We start from the raw sequence: 18723 nt of genomic DNA on the forward strand, positions 1-18723 counted from the left end.
GATGCGGGATGTCGGGACTGCGGGTGACACCGGTGCACCGGCACGGACGGGCACGGCTGTACGTCAGCCTCCCGGACGGGCGGAGCGCCGCCTGGTACGACAGGGACAGCGGACGGGTCAGTCTCCTCCTGGAGGAGTGCCGCGACGCCGTCCTGGCCGCGCTCGCGCCCTTCGTGGTGGGCGAGGTGACGGTGGGCCCGCCGCCCGTCCCGATCTCCGCCGACCTGGCCCGGCTCTCCCTGCACCCCGACGACGACCTGGCGCCGAACCGCCCCGGCGAGGCGCTCCTCGGCGAGCTGGAGTCCGCGGGTCCGCCGCGCCGGTTCCGCGAGGACCCGCGCCGGGCGCTGCTGGCCGCGCAGGAGCGGGTGGGGGCGGGGCTCGATGCCCTGGAGGGGGCGGGGTGGCGGGTGCTGCACTCGGTGCCGCTGCCGGGGGACGGGCTGCTCGACCACCTCGTGATCGGCCCGGCCGGGGTGCTCACGTTCCGCACGGTCGCGGCGCACCGGCACCGGGTGCGGATCGCCGATCCCTTGGTGGGGGTCGGGCGGGCGGCGCCGGTTCCTTTGCTGCGGTGGGTCCGGCGGGATGCGGAGCGGGCGTCGTTGGCGCTGGCGGTGGGTGTGCGGGGCGTGCTGGTGCTGTCCGACACCGACCGCGTCGACCTGCCCGCGCCGCCGGTCGACGTCCGCGTCCTGCGGGACGCGGAGCTGCCCGGGCTGGGGCGGTTGGGTGGGGTGCTGAAGCCGGGGGATGTGGAGGGGCTGTATTGGCGGGCACGGGACCGCCGCACATGGCTGAGGGTGTGAGTTGCCCCCACCCCGCCCCTTCCCGAAACCCTCCGAGGGGTGTCGTTCGTCTGCGGACCGTGCTGGGTTGCTCGCGCAGTTCCCCGCGCCCCTGCAGGGCGCCCCGGAGGGGCGCATTTAGGGGCGCGGGGAACTGCGCGACCAGTTGGGGACGGCCCGCAGACGACGAACCCGGCCGCCCGCCAGAGGGCTTTAGGGAAGGGGCGGGGTGGGGGCATCACGCCTCGCGCAGACGCAGCACCGTCGTCACCCCCAGCCGCCCCGACCCCCGCTCCACCTCCGCCACCAACCCACCCCCCTCCACCGGCGTGTAGCCAACCTCCCCCCACCCCGGCGCCACAGCCGTCCGCGTAGGAGACGCGGGCGGCAGACGAGCCCGCCCCGCCTCCGCCCGCAGCGCCGACGGCAACGGCGAAGACACCGTCACCGCGTCGTCCCCCGGCAGCACAAGCACCAGCGCGCTCGGCCGCCGCGCGGAGCCGACGTACCCCACCACCACCCCCTCCCACGGCTCCGTGTGCCGCAGCTTGCGCCACGCGCGTGTGCCGCCCCGGTAGGGGGAGTCGTCCCGTTTGGCCACCAGGCCCTCGATCCCGCTCGCGGGGAGCGTCTCGTACCAGGTCAGGGCCGTTTCCACGGAACGGGTCGCCGGGACCGGCTGGAGCGGGGGGCCGAGGGAGGAGAGGAGGGACTCCAGGCGGGCGCGGCGCTCCCCGTACCCGAGGCCCCGCACGTCCTCCCCCCGGTCCGCCAGGACGTCGAACGCCGCGTACGACGCCGGGAGCCGGGACGCGAGCAGCCCGGCCCGCCCCGGCGTCGCCGCCGCCCGCCGCTGCACCGCCGCGAAGTCCGTGCGGCCGCCCGTCCACACCACCACCTCCCCGTCGAACACGCACCCCGCCGGCACGGCGAGCGCCGCCGCCACCAGGTCCGGGAACGCGGCCGTCACGATCCGCCCCGAACGGGCCTGGAGCACCACCCCGTCCGCCTCCCGGAACACCACCATCCGGTGGCCGTCGAACTTCGGCTCGTACCACCAGCCCGGCCCGCGCGGCAGCTCCCGTACCGACTGGGCCAGCGCCACCCGTACCGGCGGCCGCACACTCACGGCAACCGCCCCGCCCGGTTGAGGTTGATCAACGGCCCCAGTAGGTCTCCGTCCCGCGACAGGCGAGCCTCCATGTCGCCCAGCAGGAACACCAGGTCACCCGCACTGCCGCAGGACTCCACCTCCTCCCACGACACCGGCGCCGACACCGTCGGCCGCTCCCTCGCCCGGAGGGTGTACGGTGCCGCCGTCGTCTTCGCCGCCGCGTTCTGGCTGTGGTCGACGAACACCTTGCCGGGGCGGAGCGTCTTGGCCATGCGGTGCGTGACCAGGTCGGGGAGCGCCGCCTCCGCCTCCTGGGCGAGGCCCTTCGCGTACTGGGAGACGCGCTCGGACGGGGTGGGTTCGAGGGGGACGAGCAGGTGCAGGCCCTTGGAGCCGGAGGTCTTCGCGTACGCGTGCAGCCCGTCCGCCGTCAGGCGCTCGCGCAGCCACCGCGCCACCAGGCAGCACTCGACCACTGTCGCCGGGGCCCCGGGGTCCAGGTCGAAGACCATCCGGTCGGCCCGCGCGGGCGCGTCCGCCTGCCACTGCGGGGTGTGGAACTCCACCACCAGGTTCGCCGCCCACATCAGGGTCGACAGGTCCGGGACCGTCACCTGGCGCGCGCCGCTGTCCTCGGAGCGCGGGACCGGGGCCGTCGTCACCCAGGAGGGTGTGCCGGGCGGGGGATTCTTGGTGAAGAAGAGCTGGCCGTCGGGGCCGTCCGGGTAGCGCAGGAACGACACCGGCCGGTTGTGCAGATGGGCGAGGAGCGCCCCGGCGACGGTCGCGTAGTAGTGCAGCACCTCGCCCTTGGTGGTGCCGGTCGCCGGATACAGCACCTTCTCCAGGCGGGAGAGCGCGATCCGCCGCCCCTCCACCCATGTGATCGGCGTCATACGATGAGAATCCCACTATTCCCGACAGAGGGGATGAAGAGTGCGATCCATATGGAACGGCGCGATCTCATTTGGGCTGGTCAGCATTCCGATCAAGCTCTTCAACGCCACCGAGAGCCACTCGATCTCGTTCCGGCAGATCCACACGGAGGACGGCGGACGGGTCCGCTACCGCAAGGTGTGCGAGCTGGACGGCGAGGAGCTGGACGCGTCCGAGATCGGCAAGGCGTACGAGGACGCGGACGGGTCGCTGGTCCCGATCACCGACGACGACCTGGCCGCGCTGCCGCTGCCCACCGCCAGGACCATCGAGATCGTCGCGTTCGTGCCGGCCGACTCCATCGACCCGCTCCAGATCGACACGGCGTACTACCTGAGCGCCAGCGGCGTCCCGGCGGCCAAGCCGTACACCCTGCTCAGGGAGGCGCTGAAGCGGAGCCGGAAGGTGGCGGTCGCCAAGTTCGCGCTGCGCGGGCGCGAGCGCCTGGGGATGCTGCGGGTCGTGGACGACGTCATCGCCATGCACGGGCTGCTGTGGCCGGACGAGATCCGCGCCCCCGAGGGCGTCGCCCCGGACAGTGCCGTGAAGATCCGCGACGCCGAACTCGACCTGGCCGACGCCCTGATGGACACCCTCGGCGAGGTCGACGTCGACTCGCTGCACGACGACTACCGGGAGGCCGTGGAGTCCCTGATCGCCTCCAAGGCGGGCGGTGCGCTGCCGCCGGCCGAGGCCCCGGAGAGCAAGGGCGGCGGCAAGGTGATCGATCTGATGGCCGCGCTGGAGAAGAGCGTGCGCGCCGCGAAGGAGGCGCGCGGCGAGGAGGCGGCGGAGCCCGCCGAGGTCACCGAGCTCAAGCCGCGCAAGACGGCGGCCCGCAAGTCGGCCCCGGCGAAGAAGGCCGCCACCAAGACCACGTCGGCCAAGTCCACTTCGGCCAAGACCGCGACCAAGTCGACCTCGAAGAGCGCGACCGCCGCCAAGAAGTCGGCCGCGTCCCCCAAGGCCTCCGCCGCCGGTGCCAAGAAGTCCACCGCCACGACGGCCAAGAAGACCGCGAAGAAGGCGGCTCCCCGCAAGCGCGCGTCGGCCTGACGGCCTTCGTACGCCCACAGGGAGCCGGGTCGGAGCGCGCGGACGCCCCTCAGGGTGCTGTCAGACGCCCCGGGCCACCGGTTCGCCCAGCGCCTCCAGCTCCGCGTCCAGGTCGCGCGCGTGCACCTCGCGGGGCAGCGCGAACATGCCGAGCGCCACGAGCACCAGGATCCCGACCCCGTACCACAGGCTCAGGTCGAAGCTCTTGACGAAGTTGTGGCTGACGGCCTTCTGGCCCTGCTCGGTCAGGATCGGCTGGACCTTGTCCGCGCCCGGCACCGAGGAGGGCAGACAGCTGGCCGGGACCTTGGTCGGGTCCGACTCGGCCGACCGATCGTGCACACACGCCCGGAAGCCCTTGACGATGTCGTCGACGCCGTCGGCCGGGACCCCGGCGGTCACCAGCTCCTGGCGCAGGGCCGGGGTGACCTTGTCGACGCCGTGGTCGGAGTCGTCGGCCAGGTGGCCGAAGAAGAGCACGCCGACCAGGGCGACGCCGAGCGCCATGCCGACCTGCTGGGTGGTGCCGAGCAGACCGGAGGCCGAGCCCGCGTCCTTGGCGGGCACCTTGGTGAGGATCGCGTCGATCATCGGGGCGACCACCAGACCGAAGCCGAAGCCGGTCACCACCAGCGGCGCGATCATCTGCCAGGACGGGATGCCCGGACCGTAGTGGTGGGCGACGAAGATGTACGCGGCGAAGCCGAGCGCGTTCAGGAGCGCCCCGCCGATCAGCGTCAGGCGCCCGATGCGCGGGGTGAACACCTCGACCGCGAGGCCGGAGCCCGCGGCCGCGCCGACCGCGAAGGCCGCGCCGGTCAGACCGGCCCGCATCGGCGACCAGCCCAGACCCAGCTGCATGTACAGCGTCCACACCAGGAAGAAGCCGCCGAGCGCGATCCAGAACAGCGTCCACACCAGCATGCCCGCGGTGAACGCGCGCTCCTTGAACAGGCTGAGCACCACCAGCGGCGAGCCCACGGTCCGGGTGCGGTACCGCTCGAAGGCCACCAGGATGCCGAACACCACGACCGAGCCGCCCATGAGGAAGAACGTCCAGGCCGGCCAGTCGAGCGCACGGCCCTCGGCGAGCGGATAGACCAGCATCAGGATGCCGGTCACGGCGATCACCACGCCGATCGGGTCCAGCTTGACCGCGGCCGCCGACTTCGACTCGCGTACGAAGAACCAGGCGGCGATCAGCGCGCCGATGCCGACCGGGATGTTGACCAGGAAGATCGGACGCCACTCCAGGTCCGCGATGTTCGCGTCGACCAACACGCCGCCGACGATCAGACCGGCCACCGACGCCGAGCCGAGCACCCCGCCCCAGATGCCGAGCACCTTGCCGCGCTCCTCGGACGGGAACGTGACGTGGATGATCGCCAGGATCTGCGGGACCATCAGACCGGCCATGGCGCCCTGGAAGAAGCGGGCGCCGATGAGCATGCCGGGGCCGCTGGCGACACCGCAGAGCGTCGAGGCGATGGTGAAGCCCGCCACGCCGATCAGGAACATCTTCTTGCGGCCGTAGATGTCGCCGAGCCGCCCGCCGGTGATCAGCAGGGCCGCGAAGCCCAGTACGTAACCGGCCACGACCCACTCGATCTGGGTGTAGTCGGCGTGCAGGTCCTTCTGGATGCTCGGGATGACGACGTTGACGATCGTCACGTCGAGCATGTCCATGAACCCCGCCACCAGAACGATGATCAGGGCGAGCCAGCGGCGGGGGTCGAGCGGGGGCGCTTCGCCGGACGCGTCGGCTCCGGCGTGGGTGTCGTGAGTCATGGCGTTTCTACCTCTGGCCGATCGTGGTGACCGGGGCCGTGCGAGCCCGGTCGTGACGGAAGGAGCGTGATGAGACGAGTGCCATTTGCGGGTCTCCTTGCCACAGCGGCAGGAAAAAGTGCGTCACCGAGATGACGACACAGGGTCTGGGGGTGTGACTTCTCGCAGGTCACACCCCTTTTCCGGGGTTTACGCCCGGTCTGTGGCCGGTCCGGCGCCGCCCCAGCAGGCGGCCGCCCCGCGGATCGCCGGGGCGATCGGGCGGGGCGGGGGCACGGACGGAGGGGAGGGGCGGGGAGGGCGCATGGAAGCGCCCTCCCGCAGCGGGTGTCGGGCCCATGACAGGCCGACACCACCGCTCAAGAAGGCACTCACATGCTCCGACGGCCTGAGCCGCGGCCTAAGTCACGGCGTGAACCGCCGCCTAAGTCGCCGCGTAAGCCGCTCAAGCGACCGGCTGCTTGTCGGTGTACTCGGCGAGCAGGCGCTGGGCCTCCGCGTCGGCCTCGCCGGCCGGGACGAGGACGCCCGCGGGGGTGAGGCGCTGCGGCTCGGTTCCGGCCATCCGCCAGTCGAACTTCGCCGCCAGCTCGAAGAGGTCGGACTGGATCAGCGGGCCGCCCTTCTCGTGCTCGGCGGCGAGCGCGGTCGGGTGGTACAGCTCGTACCCGCCCGGCAGGTGCAGCGTCAGGAAGCGGCAGCCGCCCTCGACCGTGGTGGACCAGGTGTGCTCGGCGCCCTTGGAGATGTGCGCCATGCCGCCGGGGCCGAGCGTGGTCACCTCGCCGTCGATGTACATGACCAGGGAGCCCTCCAGGACGAAGTACGTCTCGTCGGACTCGGCATGCGTGTGGAGCGGCGGTCCGGGGGTGGCGGCGGCTATCTCGCCTTCCACGAGGGCGGCGGCACCATCCGTGGCACCGCTCGGCAGGACGATTTCAAACCCGCGGCGGCCGTCGGGACGGTCCTCGGGGTAGATGATGGTCGTCATGAATCCCTCTCTGGCTTGATTTCTATCAAGTGGTTACGGGTTTAGCACGGGCTCGCGGGTGCCGGTCAAGCAGCGCTCAACTTGCCCGTCGGGCGCGGCTCCAGTGGCACTCAGGCCCCTTGGACAACAGCTCTAGCACGCCTGTGTGCGAGCGCGGGATTTCCGCAGTTGGACACTTGTGGAGACGGCTGGTCGTCCCGTCAACGAATTTGCCGGGAGTTCAGGGATGTGTGAAGGGAAGCCCCGCGACTGTCCATTTCCCGTCCGCCGTCCGTCCGATATCCGCCCGGCGTCCGTCCGGTGTCCCTCCGGTGTCTGGCCGGTTTTCCGCGTGTCGCGGTCGGGCGATTTCCCAAAAACGCCGACGGGCGGGTACGGGACGCGGTGAGCGCCCGCACCCGCCCGTCGGGCGGCCGTCGGCTCAGACCCGCTCGGGGGTCCGTACGTGCTCGGGCCGGGGCCCGTACCCGATCATCCGGGCGATCAGCTTCCGCATCGGCCGGACATGCTCCGCGACCGCCAGGAACCGCGGCGGCTTGGACTCGCGGGTGCCGTGCAGGGTCGGCGCGATGAGCTGGTTCTGCAGCAGGATCTGCATGCGCTGGATGGCGACCACCGGGGGCAGCCGCCGCTTCTGCACCGCCGCCAGGTCCTCGGTGCTCACCGTGCCCCGCCGCAGCGGTTCGGCCAACAGGTTGGCGGTGGCCACCGCGTCCTGCACGGCGACGTTGATCCCGAACCCGCCGACCGGCGACATCGCGTGCGCGGCGTCCCCGATGAACAGCAGGCCCGGCCGGTACCAGCGCTTGAGCCGCTCGACGCGGACCTCCAGCATCCGGGCGTCCGAGAACTCGATCTTGTCCGGCCGGTCGCCCATCCACGGCAGCAGCGCGCGCACGCTCCTGCGCAGCGACTCGATGCCCTCGGCCTGGAGCTCGGCGTACCGGCCCTTGGGGATGACGTACGCGAACTGCCAGTACGTCTCCCGGCAGATGCCGATGAGCAGGCCCTGCTGGCCCATGCGGATGAACGTGTCCGGCGGGTCGCTCTCCTCGCGGGGGATCCGGAACCACAGGTCGTCCATCGGCGCCCCGAACCCCTGCGGGACGAGCCCGGCCGGGTGGCGCAGCACCGAGTCGCGGCCGTCGGCGGCCACGGTGAGCTCCGCGCGCAGCTCGTGCTCGCCCTCGGCGTCGCGGTAGCGCACGCCCCGGGCGCGGTCGCCCTCGCGGATCAGACCGTGCACCTCGGCCCCCATCCGCAGATGGAAGTTGGGGTACTTGGCGGCCTCGGCGGCGAGCAGGTTGAGGAAGTCCCACTGGGGGACGAAGGCGATGTACGGATACGTGCCGGACAGCAGCCGCTGGTCGGCGACGAGCACGTCCTGGGTGTCGGTGACCATGTTGATCCCCGGCGTGGTGCGGTGCGGCAGCTCCAGGAAGCGCTCGGCGAGCCCCAGCTCGGCGAGGACGTCCAGGGTGGAGGGGTGGATCGTGTCGCCGCGGAAGTCCCGCAGGAAGTCCCGGTGCTTCTCCAGGACGGTGACCTCGATACCGGCCCGGGCGAGCAGCAGCCCCAGCATCGCGCCGGCCGGCCCGCCCCCGACGATGCAGCAGGTGGTTGTCTCGGTTGCCATTCGTGCCACCTCGGCGTTGCGCATGGATGTCGTACTCAGTCTCGGTCGATCTCGGCGAGCATGCCCCACGGTTGTCGCGGGTGCCAAGGCCGTACGGATCGAACGGAGTGTCAGATCCCTTGGCGGGAGCGGAAGTTGAGGTTCAGTGGACTGCCGGATCGCCGGGCCGCCGGATCACCAGGTCTGGCCGCCCTGCTGGCGGGTGGCCGCGTTGAGCCGGTTGTAGAAGTTGCTGACGGCTATCCACAGCACCAGGGCCGCGAGCGGCTTCTCCTCGTAGTGCCGGGCGGCCTCGTCCCAGACCTCGTCGGAGACCGGCTCGGCGCGGTCGTTGAGCCGGGTGACCGACTCGGTGAGGGCGAGCGCGGCCCGCTCGGCGTCCGTGAAGTACGGCGTCTCGCGCCAGGCGGCCACCGCGAACAGGCGCTCCGCGCTCTCGCCGCCCTTCATCGCGTACCGGGTGCCGGAGTCGACGCAGGCGCTGCATCCGTTGATCTGGCTGGCGCGCAGATGGACGAGGTGCATCGTGGTGGCGGGCACTCCGGCGCTGTGGGTCGCCTTCTGAAGTCCCCGTACGGCCTCCATCGCCCCCGGGACGAGCGTCGCCGGGCTCGGCATCCGTGCTTCCATGACTGTTCTCCTGGCTGCCACTCGTCGCGTGGCCTGGGCTCCGACTGTCATGGAATTGACGAAGTGGGGCGGGCAAGTGTGACGGCCTCTTTTGCCCGGTCTTTGTCTGCTGGCCGGTGGGTGGCTGGGCGCGCAGTTCCCCGCGCCCCTGGTAACCGGGGTGCTCAGTTCAGGCCTGACACCTTGAACACGCCCCGTGCCGTCTCCCTGTCCACCCGTTCCGATACCTGCCGCAGGGCCGTTTCTCCGCAGCGGAGTGTCCCGCGCGTCACGCTCGTACGGGCGTCCTCGTCCAGCAGGCGCCACAGCGGCGGGTTGGCGACCAGGACCCGGGGGTCGAGTTCCGCCCGGGCGCCTTCCGCGTCGCGTAGGACCAGGCGCTGGGCGACGCCGTCCGACCAGCGCACCGACACCAGTCGGTCGGTGCGTACGGCCCGGGTGCGCAGTGGTCCGCGTGCGACCAGCAGGCCCGGGGCCGCCGACACCCGGGCCGGCCACAGCACCAGGAGCAGCAGCACGGCCAGGCCCGCCCACAGCGCCGCCCGCCAGGACGTGAGGGTGCCCGCGCCGCTGTCGATGAGCAGCAGCAGACCGAGCAGCACGGCCGCGCACCCCACCGCCGAGCGGGCCTCACCCGCCCAGGTCCGGTCGTACGCGGCGGGCGGCGCAGTACGGGGTGTCCGTCGTCCCATGGCTCTCATGCCCGTGACGCTAAGGACCGGGCCGGGGCCCTTCGGCGCCCGTTGATGAAGCGTTGACGCCCGCCGGACAAGTCTTGACGGCGGATATACGGCCTCCTGACGCCGTAGCCCGGGCCGCCCTGGCCGGAAGCCGCGTATGAAAGGCGTCAAGGACGTGCCAGTGGCCGTAAGGGGGCCGTCAACGAAACGTGCGGGGGCCGTGCGGAGGGGTTTGCTCTAGAGGTCCGCCCATTTCCCGCTCATTTCCGAGCCTCTTCGAGTTCTGGAGTTCGCGATGGCCGATCTGGCCTTCGTCGTCACCACGATCGCGGTATTCGCGTTGGTGGCGCTCATTGCCAAGGGGGTGGCGAAGCTGTGACTGCCGAGAACATCGTCGGTCTGATCGTGGCCGTCGCCCTGCTGGGATACCTCGTCCTCGCCCTTGTGTACCCGGAGAGGTTCTGAGCCCCGCCATGTCTCCTGTTCTTTCCGGTGTGCTCCAGTTCGCCGCGCTCACGGCGGCCCTGGGCCTTTCCTACCGGCCGCTGGGCGACTACATGGCCCGCGTCTATTCCTCCGACAAGCATCTGCGCGTCGAGAAGTGGATCTACAAGGCCGTCGGCGCCAACCCGTCCACCCAGATGCGCTGGCCCGCGTATCTGCGAGGGGTCCTGGCCTTCTCGGCCGTGAGCGTCCTCTTCCTCTATCTGCTCCAGCGCCTCCAGGGGCACCTGCCCGGCTCGCTCGGCTTCGTGTCGATCCCGGCCGACCAGGCGTTCAACACGGCCGCGTCGTTCGTGGCGAACACCAACTGGCAGTCGTACTCGGGCGAGCAGGCCATGGGCCACGTCGTGCAGACCGGCGGCCTGGCGGTGCAGAACTTCGTCTCCGCCTCGGTGGGCATCGCGATCGCGGTCGCCCTGGTACGCGGATTCGCCCGCTCCCGTACCGGCGAGCTCGGCAATTTCTGGTCCGACCTGGTGCGCGGCACCGTGCGGATCCTGCTGCCGATATCGGTGGTCGGCGCGCTGGTGCTGGTCGCCTGCGGCGCCATCCAGAACTTCGCCGGAATTCACGAGGTCGGCCAGTTCATGGGCGGCTCACAGCAGTGGAACGGCGGCGCGGTCGCATCGCAGGAGGCGATCAAGGAACTGGGCACCAACGGCGGCGGTTACTTCAACGCCAACTCGGCCCACCCCTTCGAGAACCCCGACGGCTTCTCCAACCTCTTCGAGATCTTCCTGATCCTGGTGATCCCGTTCGCGCTGACGCGGACGTTCGGCAAGATGGTCGGAAGCGTCAAGCAGGGATACGCGATCCTGGCGACGATGGTCACCATCTGGGTCGGGTTCACCGCCTTGATGATGTGGACCGAATTCGCCCACCACGGACCGGCGTTCGACCTCGCCGGCGGCGCGATGGAGGGCAAGGAGACCCGCTTCGGCATCGGCGGCACCTCGATCTTCGCGGTCGCCAGCACGCTCACCTCCACGGGCGCCGTGGACGGCTTCCACTCCTCGCTGACCGGTTTCGGCGGCGGCATCACCATGCTGGGCATGCAGCTCGGCGAGATCGCGCCGGGCGGCACCGGCTCGGGCCTCTACGGCATGCTGATCATGGCGATCATCGCGGTGTTCCTGGCGGGCCTGATGGTGGGCCGCACGCCCGAGTACCTGGGCAAGAAGATCGGCACCCGCGAGATCAAGTTCGCGGCCTGCTACATCCTCATCACCCCGGCCCTGGTCCTGGTGTTCACGGCGGTCGCCATGGCGATGCCCTCGACCCGCGACTCGATGACCAACTCGGGCGCCCACGGCTTCTCCGAGGTGCTCTACGCGTACACCTCGGGCGCCAACAACAACGGCTCCGCCTTCGCGGGCCTGAACGCCAACACGCCCTGGTTCAACACCAGCATCGGCCTCGCCATGCTGCTCGGCCGGTTCCTGCCGATGGTGTTCGTGCTGGCGCTGGCGGGCTCGCTCGCGGAGCAGAAGCCGATCCCGGAGACGGCGGGCACGCTGCGCACCAACAAGCCGCTGTTCACGGGCCTGTTGGTCGGCACGATCCTGATCGTCACCGGTCTGACCTACTTCCCCGCGCTCGCGCTGGGACCGCTGGCCGAGGGGCTGGCGTCATGACCACGAACCTGAAGTCTGAGGAGCCCGGCTCCATGTCCACCGCCACCCCCACCCGCGCCCCGCACAGCGACGTCCCCACCGGTCACCAGGACCAGGGGAAGGTCGGCGGCGGTCTGTTCGACCCGAAGCAGCTGGTCAAGTCGTTCCCGGACGCGGTCAGGAAGCTCGACCCCCGGGTGATGGTCAAGTCGCCGGTGATGTTCGTCGTCGAGATCGGGTCCGTACTGACCACGATCCTGGCGGTCAAGGATCCGGGTGACTGGTTCGGCTGGGCGATCGCGGGCTGGCTCTGGCTGACCACGATCTTCGCGAACCTCGCGGAGGCGGTCGCCGAGGGCCGGGGCAAGGCGCAGGCCGACACCTTGCGCAAGGCCAAGACCGACACGGTGGCCCGGCGGCTGGTCGGCTCCACCGAGGAGCGGGTGCCCGGTACCGAGCTGAGGATCGGCGACCTGGTCGTCTGTGAGGCGGGCGACGTCATCCCCGGCGACGGTGACGTCGTCGAGGGCGTCGCGTCCGTCGACGAGTCGGCGATCACGGGCGAGTCCGCGCCGGTGATCCGTGAGTCCGGCGGCGACCGGAGCGCGGTCACGGGCGGTACGAAGGTGCTGTCCGACCGGGTCGTCATCAAGATCACGACGAAGCCGGGCGAGACGTTCATCGACCGGATGATCAACCTGGTCGAGGGCGCGGCACGGCAGAAGACGCCGAACGAGATCGCGCTGAACATCCTGCTCGCCTCGCTCACCATCGTGTTCCTGCTGGCGGTGGTCACGCTCCAGCCCTTCGCGAAGTACGCGGGCGCCGAGCAGTCGATGATCGTGCTGGCCGCACTCCTGGTCTGCCTGATCCCGACGACGATCGGCGCGCTGCTCTCCGCGATCGGCATCGCGGGCATGGACCGCCTCGTACAGAGGAACGTCCTGGCGATGTCGGGCAGGGCGGTGGAAGCGGCGGGCGACGTCTCCACGCTGCTCCTGGACAAGACCGGCACCATCACTCTGGGCAACCGCCAGGCGTCCGAGTTCGTGCCCGTACGCGGGACGACCGAGGCCGAGGTGGCGGACGCCGCCCAGCTCTCCTCGCTGGCCGACGAGACCCCCGAGGGCCGCTCGATCGTGGTCCTCGCCAAGGAGAAGTACGGGCTGCGCGAGCGCCACCAGGGCGAGCTGACGGACGCCGAGTGGATCGCCTTCACCGCCCAGACCCGGATGTCGGGCGTGGACGTGGACGGGCGCAAGATCCGCAAGGGCGCGACCGGTTCGGTCGTGGCGTGGGTGAAGGAGCGGGGCGGCAGTGTCTCGGAGGACGCCCAGGCGCTCACCGACCGGATTTCCCAGGCTGGTGGCACGCCGCTGCTGGTGGCTCTGGAAGACGCTGACGGCGCCCGCGTCCTAGGCGTCATCCACCTCAAGGACGTCGTCAAGGAGGGCATGCGGGAGCGGTTCGACGAGCTGCGCCGGATGGGCATCAAGACGGTCATGATCACGGGCGACAACCCGCTGACCGCCAAGGCCATCGCCGAAGAGGCCGGTGTCGACGACTTCCTCGCCGAGGCCACCCCCGAGGACAAGATGGCCCTGATCAAGCGCGAGCAGGCCGGCGGCAAGCTGGTCGCGATGACGGGCGACGGCACCAACGACGCCCCCGCGCTGGCCCAGGCGGACGTAGGCGTGGCCATGAACACGGGCACGTCGGCCGCCAAGGAGGCCGGCAACATGGTCGACCTCGACTCCAACCCGACCAAGCTGATCGAGATCGTGGAGATCGGCAAGCAGCTCCTGATCACCCGGGGCGCGCTCACTACGTTCTCCATCGCCAACGACGTGGCGAAGTACTTCGCGATCATCCCGGCGATGTTCGCGGTGGTCTACCCGGGCCTGGACAAGCTCAACATCATGAGCCTGCACAGCCCCGAGTCGGCGATCCTCTCGGCGGTCATCTTCAACGCGCTGATCATCATCGCGCTCGTACCGCTGGCCCTGAAGGGCGTCCAGTACAAGCCGACCAGCGCCGACAAGATGCTCCGCCGCAACCTCGGGATCTACGGCCTCGGCGGCCTCATCGCCCCCTTCATCGGCATCAAGCTCATCGACCTGCTTATCACCCTCATCCCCGGAATCGGCTGATCCGTCATGAACAACTCGGTATCCAACACGGCCCGGTTGATCGGCGCGGGCCTGCGCGCCCTGCTGGTCCTCACGGTGATCTGCGGCGTCCTGTACCCGCTCGCCGTCACCGGCATCGCCCAGGCCGCCCTCGGCGGCAAGGCGAACGGCTCGGAGGTCAAGTCCCGGGGCAAGGTGGTCGGTTCGGAGCTCATCGGCCAGCGCTACGACCTCCCCAAGAAGAACCCCGCCGACCCCGAGGAGGCGGCCCGCCCGGACCTGCACTGGTTCCAGCCGCGCCCCTCCAACGGCCTCGGCTCCAACAAGGCCAACGGCGTCAACACCCAGTACGACCTGATCGTCTCGGGCGCCACCAACCTGTCCGGCGACAACGACAAGCTGATCCAACAGGTCAAGGACGCCAAGGCGGCGGTGGTACGGGACAACTCGACCCCGACGTACAAGGTCGACCCGTCCGACGTCCCCGCCGAGGCGGTCACCTCCTCGGGCTCGGGCCTGGACCCGGACATCTCCCCGGCGTACGCGAAGCTCCAGATCCACCGGGTGGCGCAGGTGAACGGCCTGCCGCTGGCGACGGTGGAGAAGCTGGTCGCGGACCACACGAGCGGCCGGATCCTCGGCTTCATCGGCGAGCCGCGCGTCAACGTCCTCAAGCTGAACATCGCGCTGAAGGAGGCCGTGGGGAAGTGACGGGCTTAGGACGGGGTCGGGGAGCGGGCCGATGACCAGGGTGCTGGTGGTGGAGGACGAGCCGCAGCTCGTACGGGCTCTGGAGATCAACCTCAGAGCGCGCCGGTACGACGTGGACGCGGCCCCCGACGGCGAGACGGCCCTCACCCTGGCCGCCGCGAACCCCCCGGACGCGGTGCTCCTGGACCTGGGCCTGCCGGACATGGACGGCATCGACGTGATGCGCACCCTGCGCCGCTGGTCACGGGCGCCGATCCTGGTGGTCTCGGCCAGGAGCACGTCGGACGAGAAGGTGGAGGCGCTGGACGCGGGCGCGGACGACTACATCACGAAGCCGTTCAGCATGGACGAGCTGTTGGCGCGGCTGCGGGCGGCGACGCGGCGGGGGGACGGGGGCGGGCCGGAGCCCCGGGAGCCGGAGCCCGGTTCCCCGGCTCGGGTCTCGACCCCCACCTTCACCCTGGACCTCCTGGCGAAGAAGGCGACCCGCGACGGCGCCCCCGTACGCCTGACCCCGACGGAGTGGCACCTCCTGGAGGTCCTGATACGCCACCGCGGCCGCCTGGTCACACAACGCCAACTGCTCCAGGAGGTCTGGGGCCCGACGTACCGCACCCAGAGCAACTACCTCCGCGTCTACATGGCCCAACTGCGCCGCAAACTGGAGGCGGACCCGTCCCACCCGAGGTATCTGGTGACGGCACCGGGGATGGGGTACCGGTTCGAGGTGTGAGGGGGAGGGGTGGAACGTAAGGTGGAGCAAAGTGGGCTATTCCGGCCTATGGCAGTCCATTCCAGACCTTACGTAGGGAGACGAGGGCCATGTCGAAGCGAGGGAACAAGCGCCGGGCGCGGAAGAAGAAGAGCGCGAACCATGGGAAGCGGCCGAACTCCTGATGCGGGTGCCTTTGGGCGCTCCGGGGCCACACTGAGGTCATGGAACTGGCGGCGGCACGTGCCCTGCTCCCCGTAGCGCTCCAGGAGGCGCGAGCCGGTCTGGCCGAGGGAGGAATCCCGATCGGCGCGGCACTGTACGCCGCCGACGGCCGCCTCCTGGGCCGCGGCCGCAACCGCCGAGTCCAGGACGACGACCCGTCCATGCACGCGGAGACGGCGGCGTTCCGGGCGGCGGGCCGCCAGCGGTCGTACGGCGGCACAACGATGGTGACGACCCTTTCCCCCTGCTGGCACTGCAGCGGCCTGGTCCGCCAGTTCGGCATTCCGAGGGTCGTGATCGGCGAGGCGACGACGTTTGAGGGTGGGCGTGAGTGGCTGGCGGGGGCTGGGGTGGAGATCGTGGTGCTGGATGACGAGGAATGCCGGTCGCTGATGCGGGGGTTCGTGTTGGGGAATCCGGGGCTTTGGGGGGAGGACATCGGGGAGGGGTGACGTGTGGGCTCGACGCGGGCGGCACGGGGTTCCGTCTGCGTGATCCGGATGGCGGCGTTGTCGTTCTCGGCCCCGACCGGGAAGAGGCGCCGACGCCGTGCGATCTCGACGAAATGAGCGACCTGGGCCGTACGTTCACGCCACGGGAGGTCCTGCCGTACGCCTACAAGCACGCGAACACGTTCGCGCCGGAGGGGTCGGCGTGGCCCGGCTCGTGATCGGACCTGGCGATCAGACCTTGATCACGGTGACGCGGCCGCCGCACAGGGCGGTGAGGTCCTCGGGGTCGGAGGTCAGCACGGTTACGGGCCCCGGGGCGGCGAGAGCGGTCGCGCTGAGCATGGCGTCGATGGCGTACTTGTGGCCGTGCAGCCCGGCGTCGGCGAGCAGCCCGGCGGCGTCCCGGGCGAGGGATTCCGTGACCGGCTCGACGACGAGGCGGGACAGTGTCCACTCCAGCGCGGGGCGGTTGATCCGCGGGTGGACCACCTCGACGAGCGTGGCCGCAGACGTGATGACCCGCAGATCGTCCGCTCGGGCCAGGGCGAGCCACGCGGTGACGGTCCGGTCGCGCAACACGGCCTTGGCCAGCCCCTCGCTGTCGAGCACGAGCGTGCCGCCCGGGGAGGCGGGCGACGGACTCACGCGGCGTCCGCCCCGCTGCCCGTCTGCTCCCGCCGCGCCTGCTGCAGCTGCTCCCGCAGGGCCTGGATCTCATCCTCGGCCACGGGCCCGTGCTCGGCCTCGGCGACCTGGATGAGCTCATTGAGATTGTCCCGCTCGATCTGCCGGGCGACGGCGGCGGCGACATATGCGGACAGCCCGGAGGGACCACTGCGGGCGCGAGCGGCTTCGGCGATGTCGCGCGGCATGGTGATCGAGTACTTGCCGGTAGGGTCAGGCATGCCACCTATCCTACCGCTGGTATTCCCGCGCTGCCGTTTTGCCTTCGCTCCACCTCGCTCTAGGGGAGCCGAAGGACGCCGTGGATGCGGACGGCCGGTGGGGTGGTGTTGTCGAGCGCGTCCAGAACGCGGATCGCGTATGTCTCGTTGGCGAGGCCGACGGCCTTTTCCCGGGAGCTCCAGCGCAGGGTGCGGGCTCACCGCCGATGCCTTCGTCTTGGCGCGTCAGCTTCAGGCTGCGTGACGGGGGCGGGCCGACCCTTGCGCGTACGGGCTGTTTCTCCCCTCGATTGGGCGGGCCTCCGACGACCTCCAATGAAGCGCACGGTCACCCAAAGGGGTTCCGGCAAAGCCACGCTGCCCTCACGTCCCAACCACTCGCGACATCCTCCCCCTACCAACTCATCTCTGGAGGCGTCATGGCGAGCTACAGCGACGTGCAAAAAGCAGTACGAGTTGAGAAGTTCCGCATCTGGTTCGCGTGGACGTCCGGCGGGATCATCTGGCTGATGATCACCAGCGCCACCAAGAGCATCGCGATCGTCAGCGTGATCACTCAAGTGCTGCTGGTGGTTCTCGGACTGCTGTTCACCATCGCCGCGGTGACGATGACGAACAGGCTCAATCGGAAGGCAGAAGCAGCACGTAGAGAGGTTCTCGGTGACCTGTAGCCCAGCAGGCGGCCTTCTGAGCCCTGCGGTAGGGCGCCGAGAAATGCTCCGGCAGCAAGGCCATTCGGGCGCGATGCGTTGCCAACGGACCTGGCCGACACCAGTGCGGAGCATCACGACCCGGCCTGGGAGGCTCGTTCGCGGGTGAGGCCTTGCGGCTGGCCTCAGGGCACCCTCGCTCATTCGCGGCAACCGTAGACTCCAGCCCCTGCAAGCCGAGTTCGAGCCCCTGGCCGCGACCGCTGCATCGCTGAGCCGGGTGTTGAGATCAGCAGCGCACTGAGCACGAGGTGACGAGAGGGGTCGGCATGTTGCCGATCGAGGGCGCGCGGCTGTTCCGCGAGGCGTGGATCGCCGGTGTACGCAAGCACTTCCCCGGCGAACCGAAGGCCGGCTACGTGACGCCCTGGGAGGACACCCCTGCATGGGAACGCGCCGCCGCAGGCGCGGTCCACGCCCAGATCCGCCAACTCCTGGACCAGACCGCCGGCCACGCCTCCCGCCTCGCCCGCGAACAGAAGAGCCGCTTCGTCGCCACGTGCTGGACGGCCCAGATGTACCACCACTTCGAGAACCCGAAGCCGGGCTACGTGGCCGACTGGGCTGAGCTGCCGGAGTGGCAGCGGGAGACTGATGCGGACATTTTTGAGGCGGTTGAGGGGGAGGCGGGCTGAGCGGATTGGGGAAGGGGTGACCTGGAGTGCCTGACGTGCCACGGTTCCGGCAACCGGGCAAGTCAGGGCCTTTCAGGCAGTGGAGATATTGCTGCCGTGGGACGATGCGCTCGGCACTTACACGGATCGTCCGCCAACGTCCAATGTGGTTCACAGCTGTGCGTCGTCGTTGTCATGCAGTTACACCCAGTGTGGCCCGCATCCGAAGCCGTGGCCGTGGCTGTAAGCGCCTAGAGGCCGCGTAACGCCTGGTGCAAGTTGTCGTAGGCGAGCCAACAGGCGATGCTGCCGTCGCCGTACAGGGCGCCCATGTCATCGACAGGCTTCACGAGGCGCAGGCTATGGAACCCGAGAATGATCTCTGGTTGTGGCATCTCCTGGATCTCGGCGACGGCGACCCACTTCACTGAGCCTTTTCCAACCTGGTTCTGGAGTGCGGCTGTTGGGCTGACAACGTGGTGAAGCCCCTGGTAGATGGGTTTTCGACCAAGAGAACCGGCTCCACCAG

Annotated in this window: 21 protein-coding genes and 1 pseudogene; 11 read left to right on the forward strand and 11 right to left on the reverse strand. The window is 70.1% G+C overall.

Going from position 1 to position 18723, the window contains the following annotated elements:
* Nucleotides 1–8: 8 nt before the first annotated feature.
* Entirely contained in the window at nt 9–809 is an 801-nt protein-coding gene (locus tag IE252_RS16585) for an NERD domain-containing protein (RefSeq protein ID WP_190090149.1), read from the forward strand.
* 217 nt (nt 810–1026) lie between these two features.
* Here the strand turns inward: IE252_RS16585 and IE252_RS16590 are convergent, their stop codons facing one another.
* Together IE252_RS16590 and ligD are read right to left on the reverse strand one after the other, a co-directional pair.
* A complete protein-coding gene (locus tag IE252_RS16590) occupies nt 1027–1917 on the reverse strand; it encodes an ATP-dependent DNA ligase (RefSeq protein ID WP_190090150.1) in 891 nt (296 codons plus the stop codon).
* A complete protein-coding gene (ligD, locus tag IE252_RS16595; protein ID WP_190090151.1) occupies nt 1914–2798 on the reverse strand; it encodes a non-homologous end-joining DNA ligase in 885 nt (294 codons plus the stop codon). Before ligD ends, IE252_RS16590 begins: the two co-directional genes overlap by 4 nt.
* 40 nt (nt 2799–2838) lie before the next feature.
* Between ligD and ku the strand changes: the two genes are divergently transcribed.
* Nucleotides 2839–3894, forward strand: a complete 1056-nt coding sequence (ku, locus tag IE252_RS16600) for a non-homologous end joining protein Ku (protein WP_190090152.1) — start codon at nt 2839–2841, stop codon at nt 3892–3894.
* A 60-nt stretch (nt 3895–3954) separates the two neighbouring features.
* On the opposite strand, the gene IE252_RS16605 is transcribed toward ku, so the two are convergent.
* The 5 genes from IE252_RS16605 to IE252_RS16625 form a co-directional block, all read right to left on the reverse strand.
* Complete coding sequence (locus IE252_RS16605; RefSeq protein WP_190090153.1) at nt 3955–5682, reverse strand: MFS transporter; 1728 nt, start codon at nt 5680–5682, stop codon at nt 3955–3957.
* Between the two features lie 445 nt (nt 5683–6127).
* On the reverse strand, nt 6128–6673 hold the full coding sequence (locus IE252_RS16610) for a cupin domain-containing protein (protein WP_190090154.1): 546 nt from the start codon (nt 6671–6673) through the stop codon (nt 6128–6130).
* Nucleotides 6674–7094: 421 nt separating this feature from the next.
* The gene (locus IE252_RS16615) at nt 7095–8309 is read right to left on the reverse strand and encodes an FAD-dependent oxidoreductase (RefSeq protein ID WP_190090155.1); all 1215 of its coding nucleotides are present in this window, start codon (nt 8307–8309) and stop codon (nt 7095–7097) included.
* Nucleotides 8310–8483: 174 nt separating this feature from the next.
* Complete coding sequence (locus tag IE252_RS16620) at nt 8484–8939, reverse strand: carboxymuconolactone decarboxylase family protein (protein ID WP_190090156.1); 456 nt, start codon at nt 8937–8939, stop codon at nt 8484–8486.
* Between the two features lie 164 nt (nt 8940–9103).
* A complete protein-coding gene (locus IE252_RS16625; RefSeq protein WP_190090203.1) occupies nt 9104–9631 on the reverse strand; it encodes a hypothetical protein in 528 nt (175 codons plus the stop codon).
* Between the two features lie 363 nt (nt 9632–9994).
* Between IE252_RS16625 and kdpF the strand changes: the two genes are divergently transcribed.
* From kdpF to IE252_RS16655, 7 genes are all read left to right on the forward strand, one after another.
* Entirely contained in the window at nt 9995–10084 is a 90-nt protein-coding gene (gene kdpF / locus IE252_RS16630) for a K(+)-transporting ATPase subunit F (protein ID WP_063801986.1), read from the forward strand.
* An 8-nt stretch (nt 10085–10092) separates the two neighbouring features.
* Complete coding sequence (gene kdpA / locus IE252_RS16635; protein ID WP_190090157.1) at nt 10093–11757, forward strand: potassium-transporting ATPase subunit KdpA; 1665 nt, start codon at nt 10093–10095, stop codon at nt 11755–11757.
* Between the two features lie 32 nt (nt 11758–11789).
* The gene (gene kdpB / locus IE252_RS16640) at nt 11790–13886 is read left to right on the forward strand and encodes a potassium-transporting ATPase subunit KdpB (RefSeq protein ID WP_373298560.1); all 2097 of its coding nucleotides are present in this window, start codon (nt 11790–11792) and stop codon (nt 13884–13886) included.
* Between the two features lie 6 nt (nt 13887–13892).
* Nucleotides 13893–14576, forward strand: coding sequence for a potassium-transporting ATPase subunit C (locus IE252_RS16645; protein WP_190090159.1), 684 nt, complete (start codon nt 13893–13895; stop codon nt 14574–14576).
* Nucleotides 14577–14607: 31 nt separating this feature from the next.
* Nucleotides 14608–15309 carry a response regulator transcription factor gene (locus IE252_RS16650; RefSeq protein WP_190090160.1) on the forward strand — a complete coding sequence of 234 codons (702 nt, stop codon included), beginning with the start codon at nt 14608–14610 and terminating at the stop codon, nt 15307–15309.
* 89 nt (nt 15310–15398) lie between these two features.
* The gene (locus tag IE252_RS44260) at nt 15399–15473 is read left to right on the forward strand and encodes a 50S ribosomal protein bL37 (RefSeq protein ID WP_373298561.1); all 75 of its coding nucleotides are present in this window, start codon (nt 15399–15401) and stop codon (nt 15471–15473) included.
* A 39-nt stretch (nt 15474–15512) separates the two neighbouring features.
* Nucleotides 15513–15965 (forward strand): nucleoside deaminase, encoded by a 453-nt coding sequence (locus tag IE252_RS16655; RefSeq protein WP_190090161.1) that lies wholly within the window; start codon nt 15513–15515, stop codon nt 15963–15965.
* Nucleotides 15966–16196: 231 nt separating this feature from the next.
* Here IE252_RS16655 and IE252_RS16660 read toward each other — a convergent pair whose 3' ends face one another.
* The 3 genes and pseudogenes from IE252_RS16660 to IE252_RS43185 form a co-directional block, all read right to left on the reverse strand.
* Entirely contained in the window at nt 16197–16610 is a 414-nt protein-coding gene (locus IE252_RS16660; RefSeq protein ID WP_190090162.1) for a PIN domain-containing protein, read from the reverse strand.
* Entirely contained in the window at nt 16607–16870 is a 264-nt protein-coding gene (locus tag IE252_RS16665; RefSeq protein WP_190090163.1) for a CopG family transcriptional regulator, read from the reverse strand. Before IE252_RS16665 ends, IE252_RS16660 begins: the two co-directional genes overlap by 4 nt.
* Before the next feature lie 59 nt (nt 16871–16929).
* A pseudogene (locus tag IE252_RS43185) lies at nt 16930–17064 on the reverse strand (NUDIX hydrolase); the annotation flags it as partial.
* Between the two features lie 225 nt (nt 17065–17289).
* Here IE252_RS43185 and IE252_RS16670 point away from each other — a divergent pair.
* Together IE252_RS16670 and IE252_RS16675 are read left to right on the forward strand one after the other, a co-directional pair.
* Complete coding sequence (locus tag IE252_RS16670; RefSeq protein ID WP_190090164.1) at nt 17290–17541, forward strand: hypothetical protein; 252 nt, start codon at nt 17290–17292, stop codon at nt 17539–17541.
* A 308-nt stretch (nt 17542–17849) separates the two neighbouring features.
* Nucleotides 17850–18215, forward strand: coding sequence for a hypothetical protein (locus IE252_RS16675; protein WP_190090165.1), 366 nt, complete (start codon nt 17850–17852; stop codon nt 18213–18215).
* A 230-nt stretch (nt 18216–18445) separates the two neighbouring features.
* Here the strand turns inward: IE252_RS16675 and IE252_RS43190 are convergent.
* On the reverse strand, nt 18446–18723 hold a 278-nt coding region (locus IE252_RS43190; RefSeq protein WP_229848436.1), incomplete at its 5' end, for a hypothetical protein.

The organism is Streptomyces melanogenes (assembly GCF_014649795.1).
GTDB lineage: Bacteria > Actinomycetota > Actinomycetes > Streptomycetales > Streptomycetaceae > Streptomyces > Streptomyces noboritoensis.

Bases quoted from the DNA above. Each gene is read 5' to 3' on its own strand.
- IE252_RS16585 (WP_190090149.1), top strand. From the start codon at position 9: ATGTCGGGACTGCGGGTGACACCGGTGCACCGGCACGGACGGGCACGG.
- ligD (WP_190090151.1), bottom strand. From the start codon at position 2,798: ATGACGCCGATCACATGGGTGGAGGGGCGGCGGATCGCGCTCTCCCGC.
- IE252_RS16605 (WP_190090153.1), bottom strand. From the start codon at position 5,682: ATGACTCACGACACCCACGCCGGAGCCGACGCGTCCGGCGAAGCGCCC.
- IE252_RS16610 (WP_190090154.1), bottom strand. From the start codon at position 6,673: ATGACGACCATCATCTACCCCGAGGACCGTCCCGACGGCCGCCGCGGG.
- IE252_RS16615 (WP_190090155.1), bottom strand. From the start codon at position 8,309: ATGGCAACCGAGACAACCACCTGCTGCATCGTCGGGGGCGGGCCGGCC.
- IE252_RS16620 (WP_190090156.1), bottom strand. From the start codon at position 8,939: ATGGAAGCACGGATGCCGAGCCCGGCGACGCTCGTCCCGGGGGCGATG.
- IE252_RS16625 (WP_190090203.1), bottom strand. From the start codon at position 9,631: ATGGGACGACGGACACCCCGTACTGCGCCGCCCGCCGCGTACGACCGG.
- kdpA (WP_190090157.1), top strand. From the start codon at position 10,093: ATGTCTCCTGTTCTTTCCGGTGTGCTCCAGTTCGCCGCGCTCACGGCG.
- kdpB (WP_373298560.1), top strand. From the start codon at position 11,790: ATGTCCACCGCCACCCCCACCCGCGCCCCGCACAGCGACGTCCCCACC.
- IE252_RS16645 (WP_190090159.1), top strand. From the start codon at position 13,893: ATGAACAACTCGGTATCCAACACGGCCCGGTTGATCGGCGCGGGCCTG.
- IE252_RS16650 (WP_190090160.1), top strand. From the start codon at position 14,608: ATGACCAGGGTGCTGGTGGTGGAGGACGAGCCGCAGCTCGTACGGGCT.
- IE252_RS16655 (WP_190090161.1), top strand. From the start codon at position 15,513: ATGGAACTGGCGGCGGCACGTGCCCTGCTCCCCGTAGCGCTCCAGGAG.
- IE252_RS16665 (WP_190090163.1), bottom strand. From the start codon at position 16,870: ATGCCTGACCCTACCGGCAAGTACTCGATCACCATGCCGCGCGACATC.
- IE252_RS16670 (WP_190090164.1), top strand. From the start codon at position 17,290: ATGGCGAGCTACAGCGACGTGCAAAAAGCAGTACGAGTTGAGAAGTTC.
- IE252_RS16675 (WP_190090165.1), top strand. From the start codon at position 17,850: ATGTTGCCGATCGAGGGCGCGCGGCTGTTCCGCGAGGCGTGGATCGCC.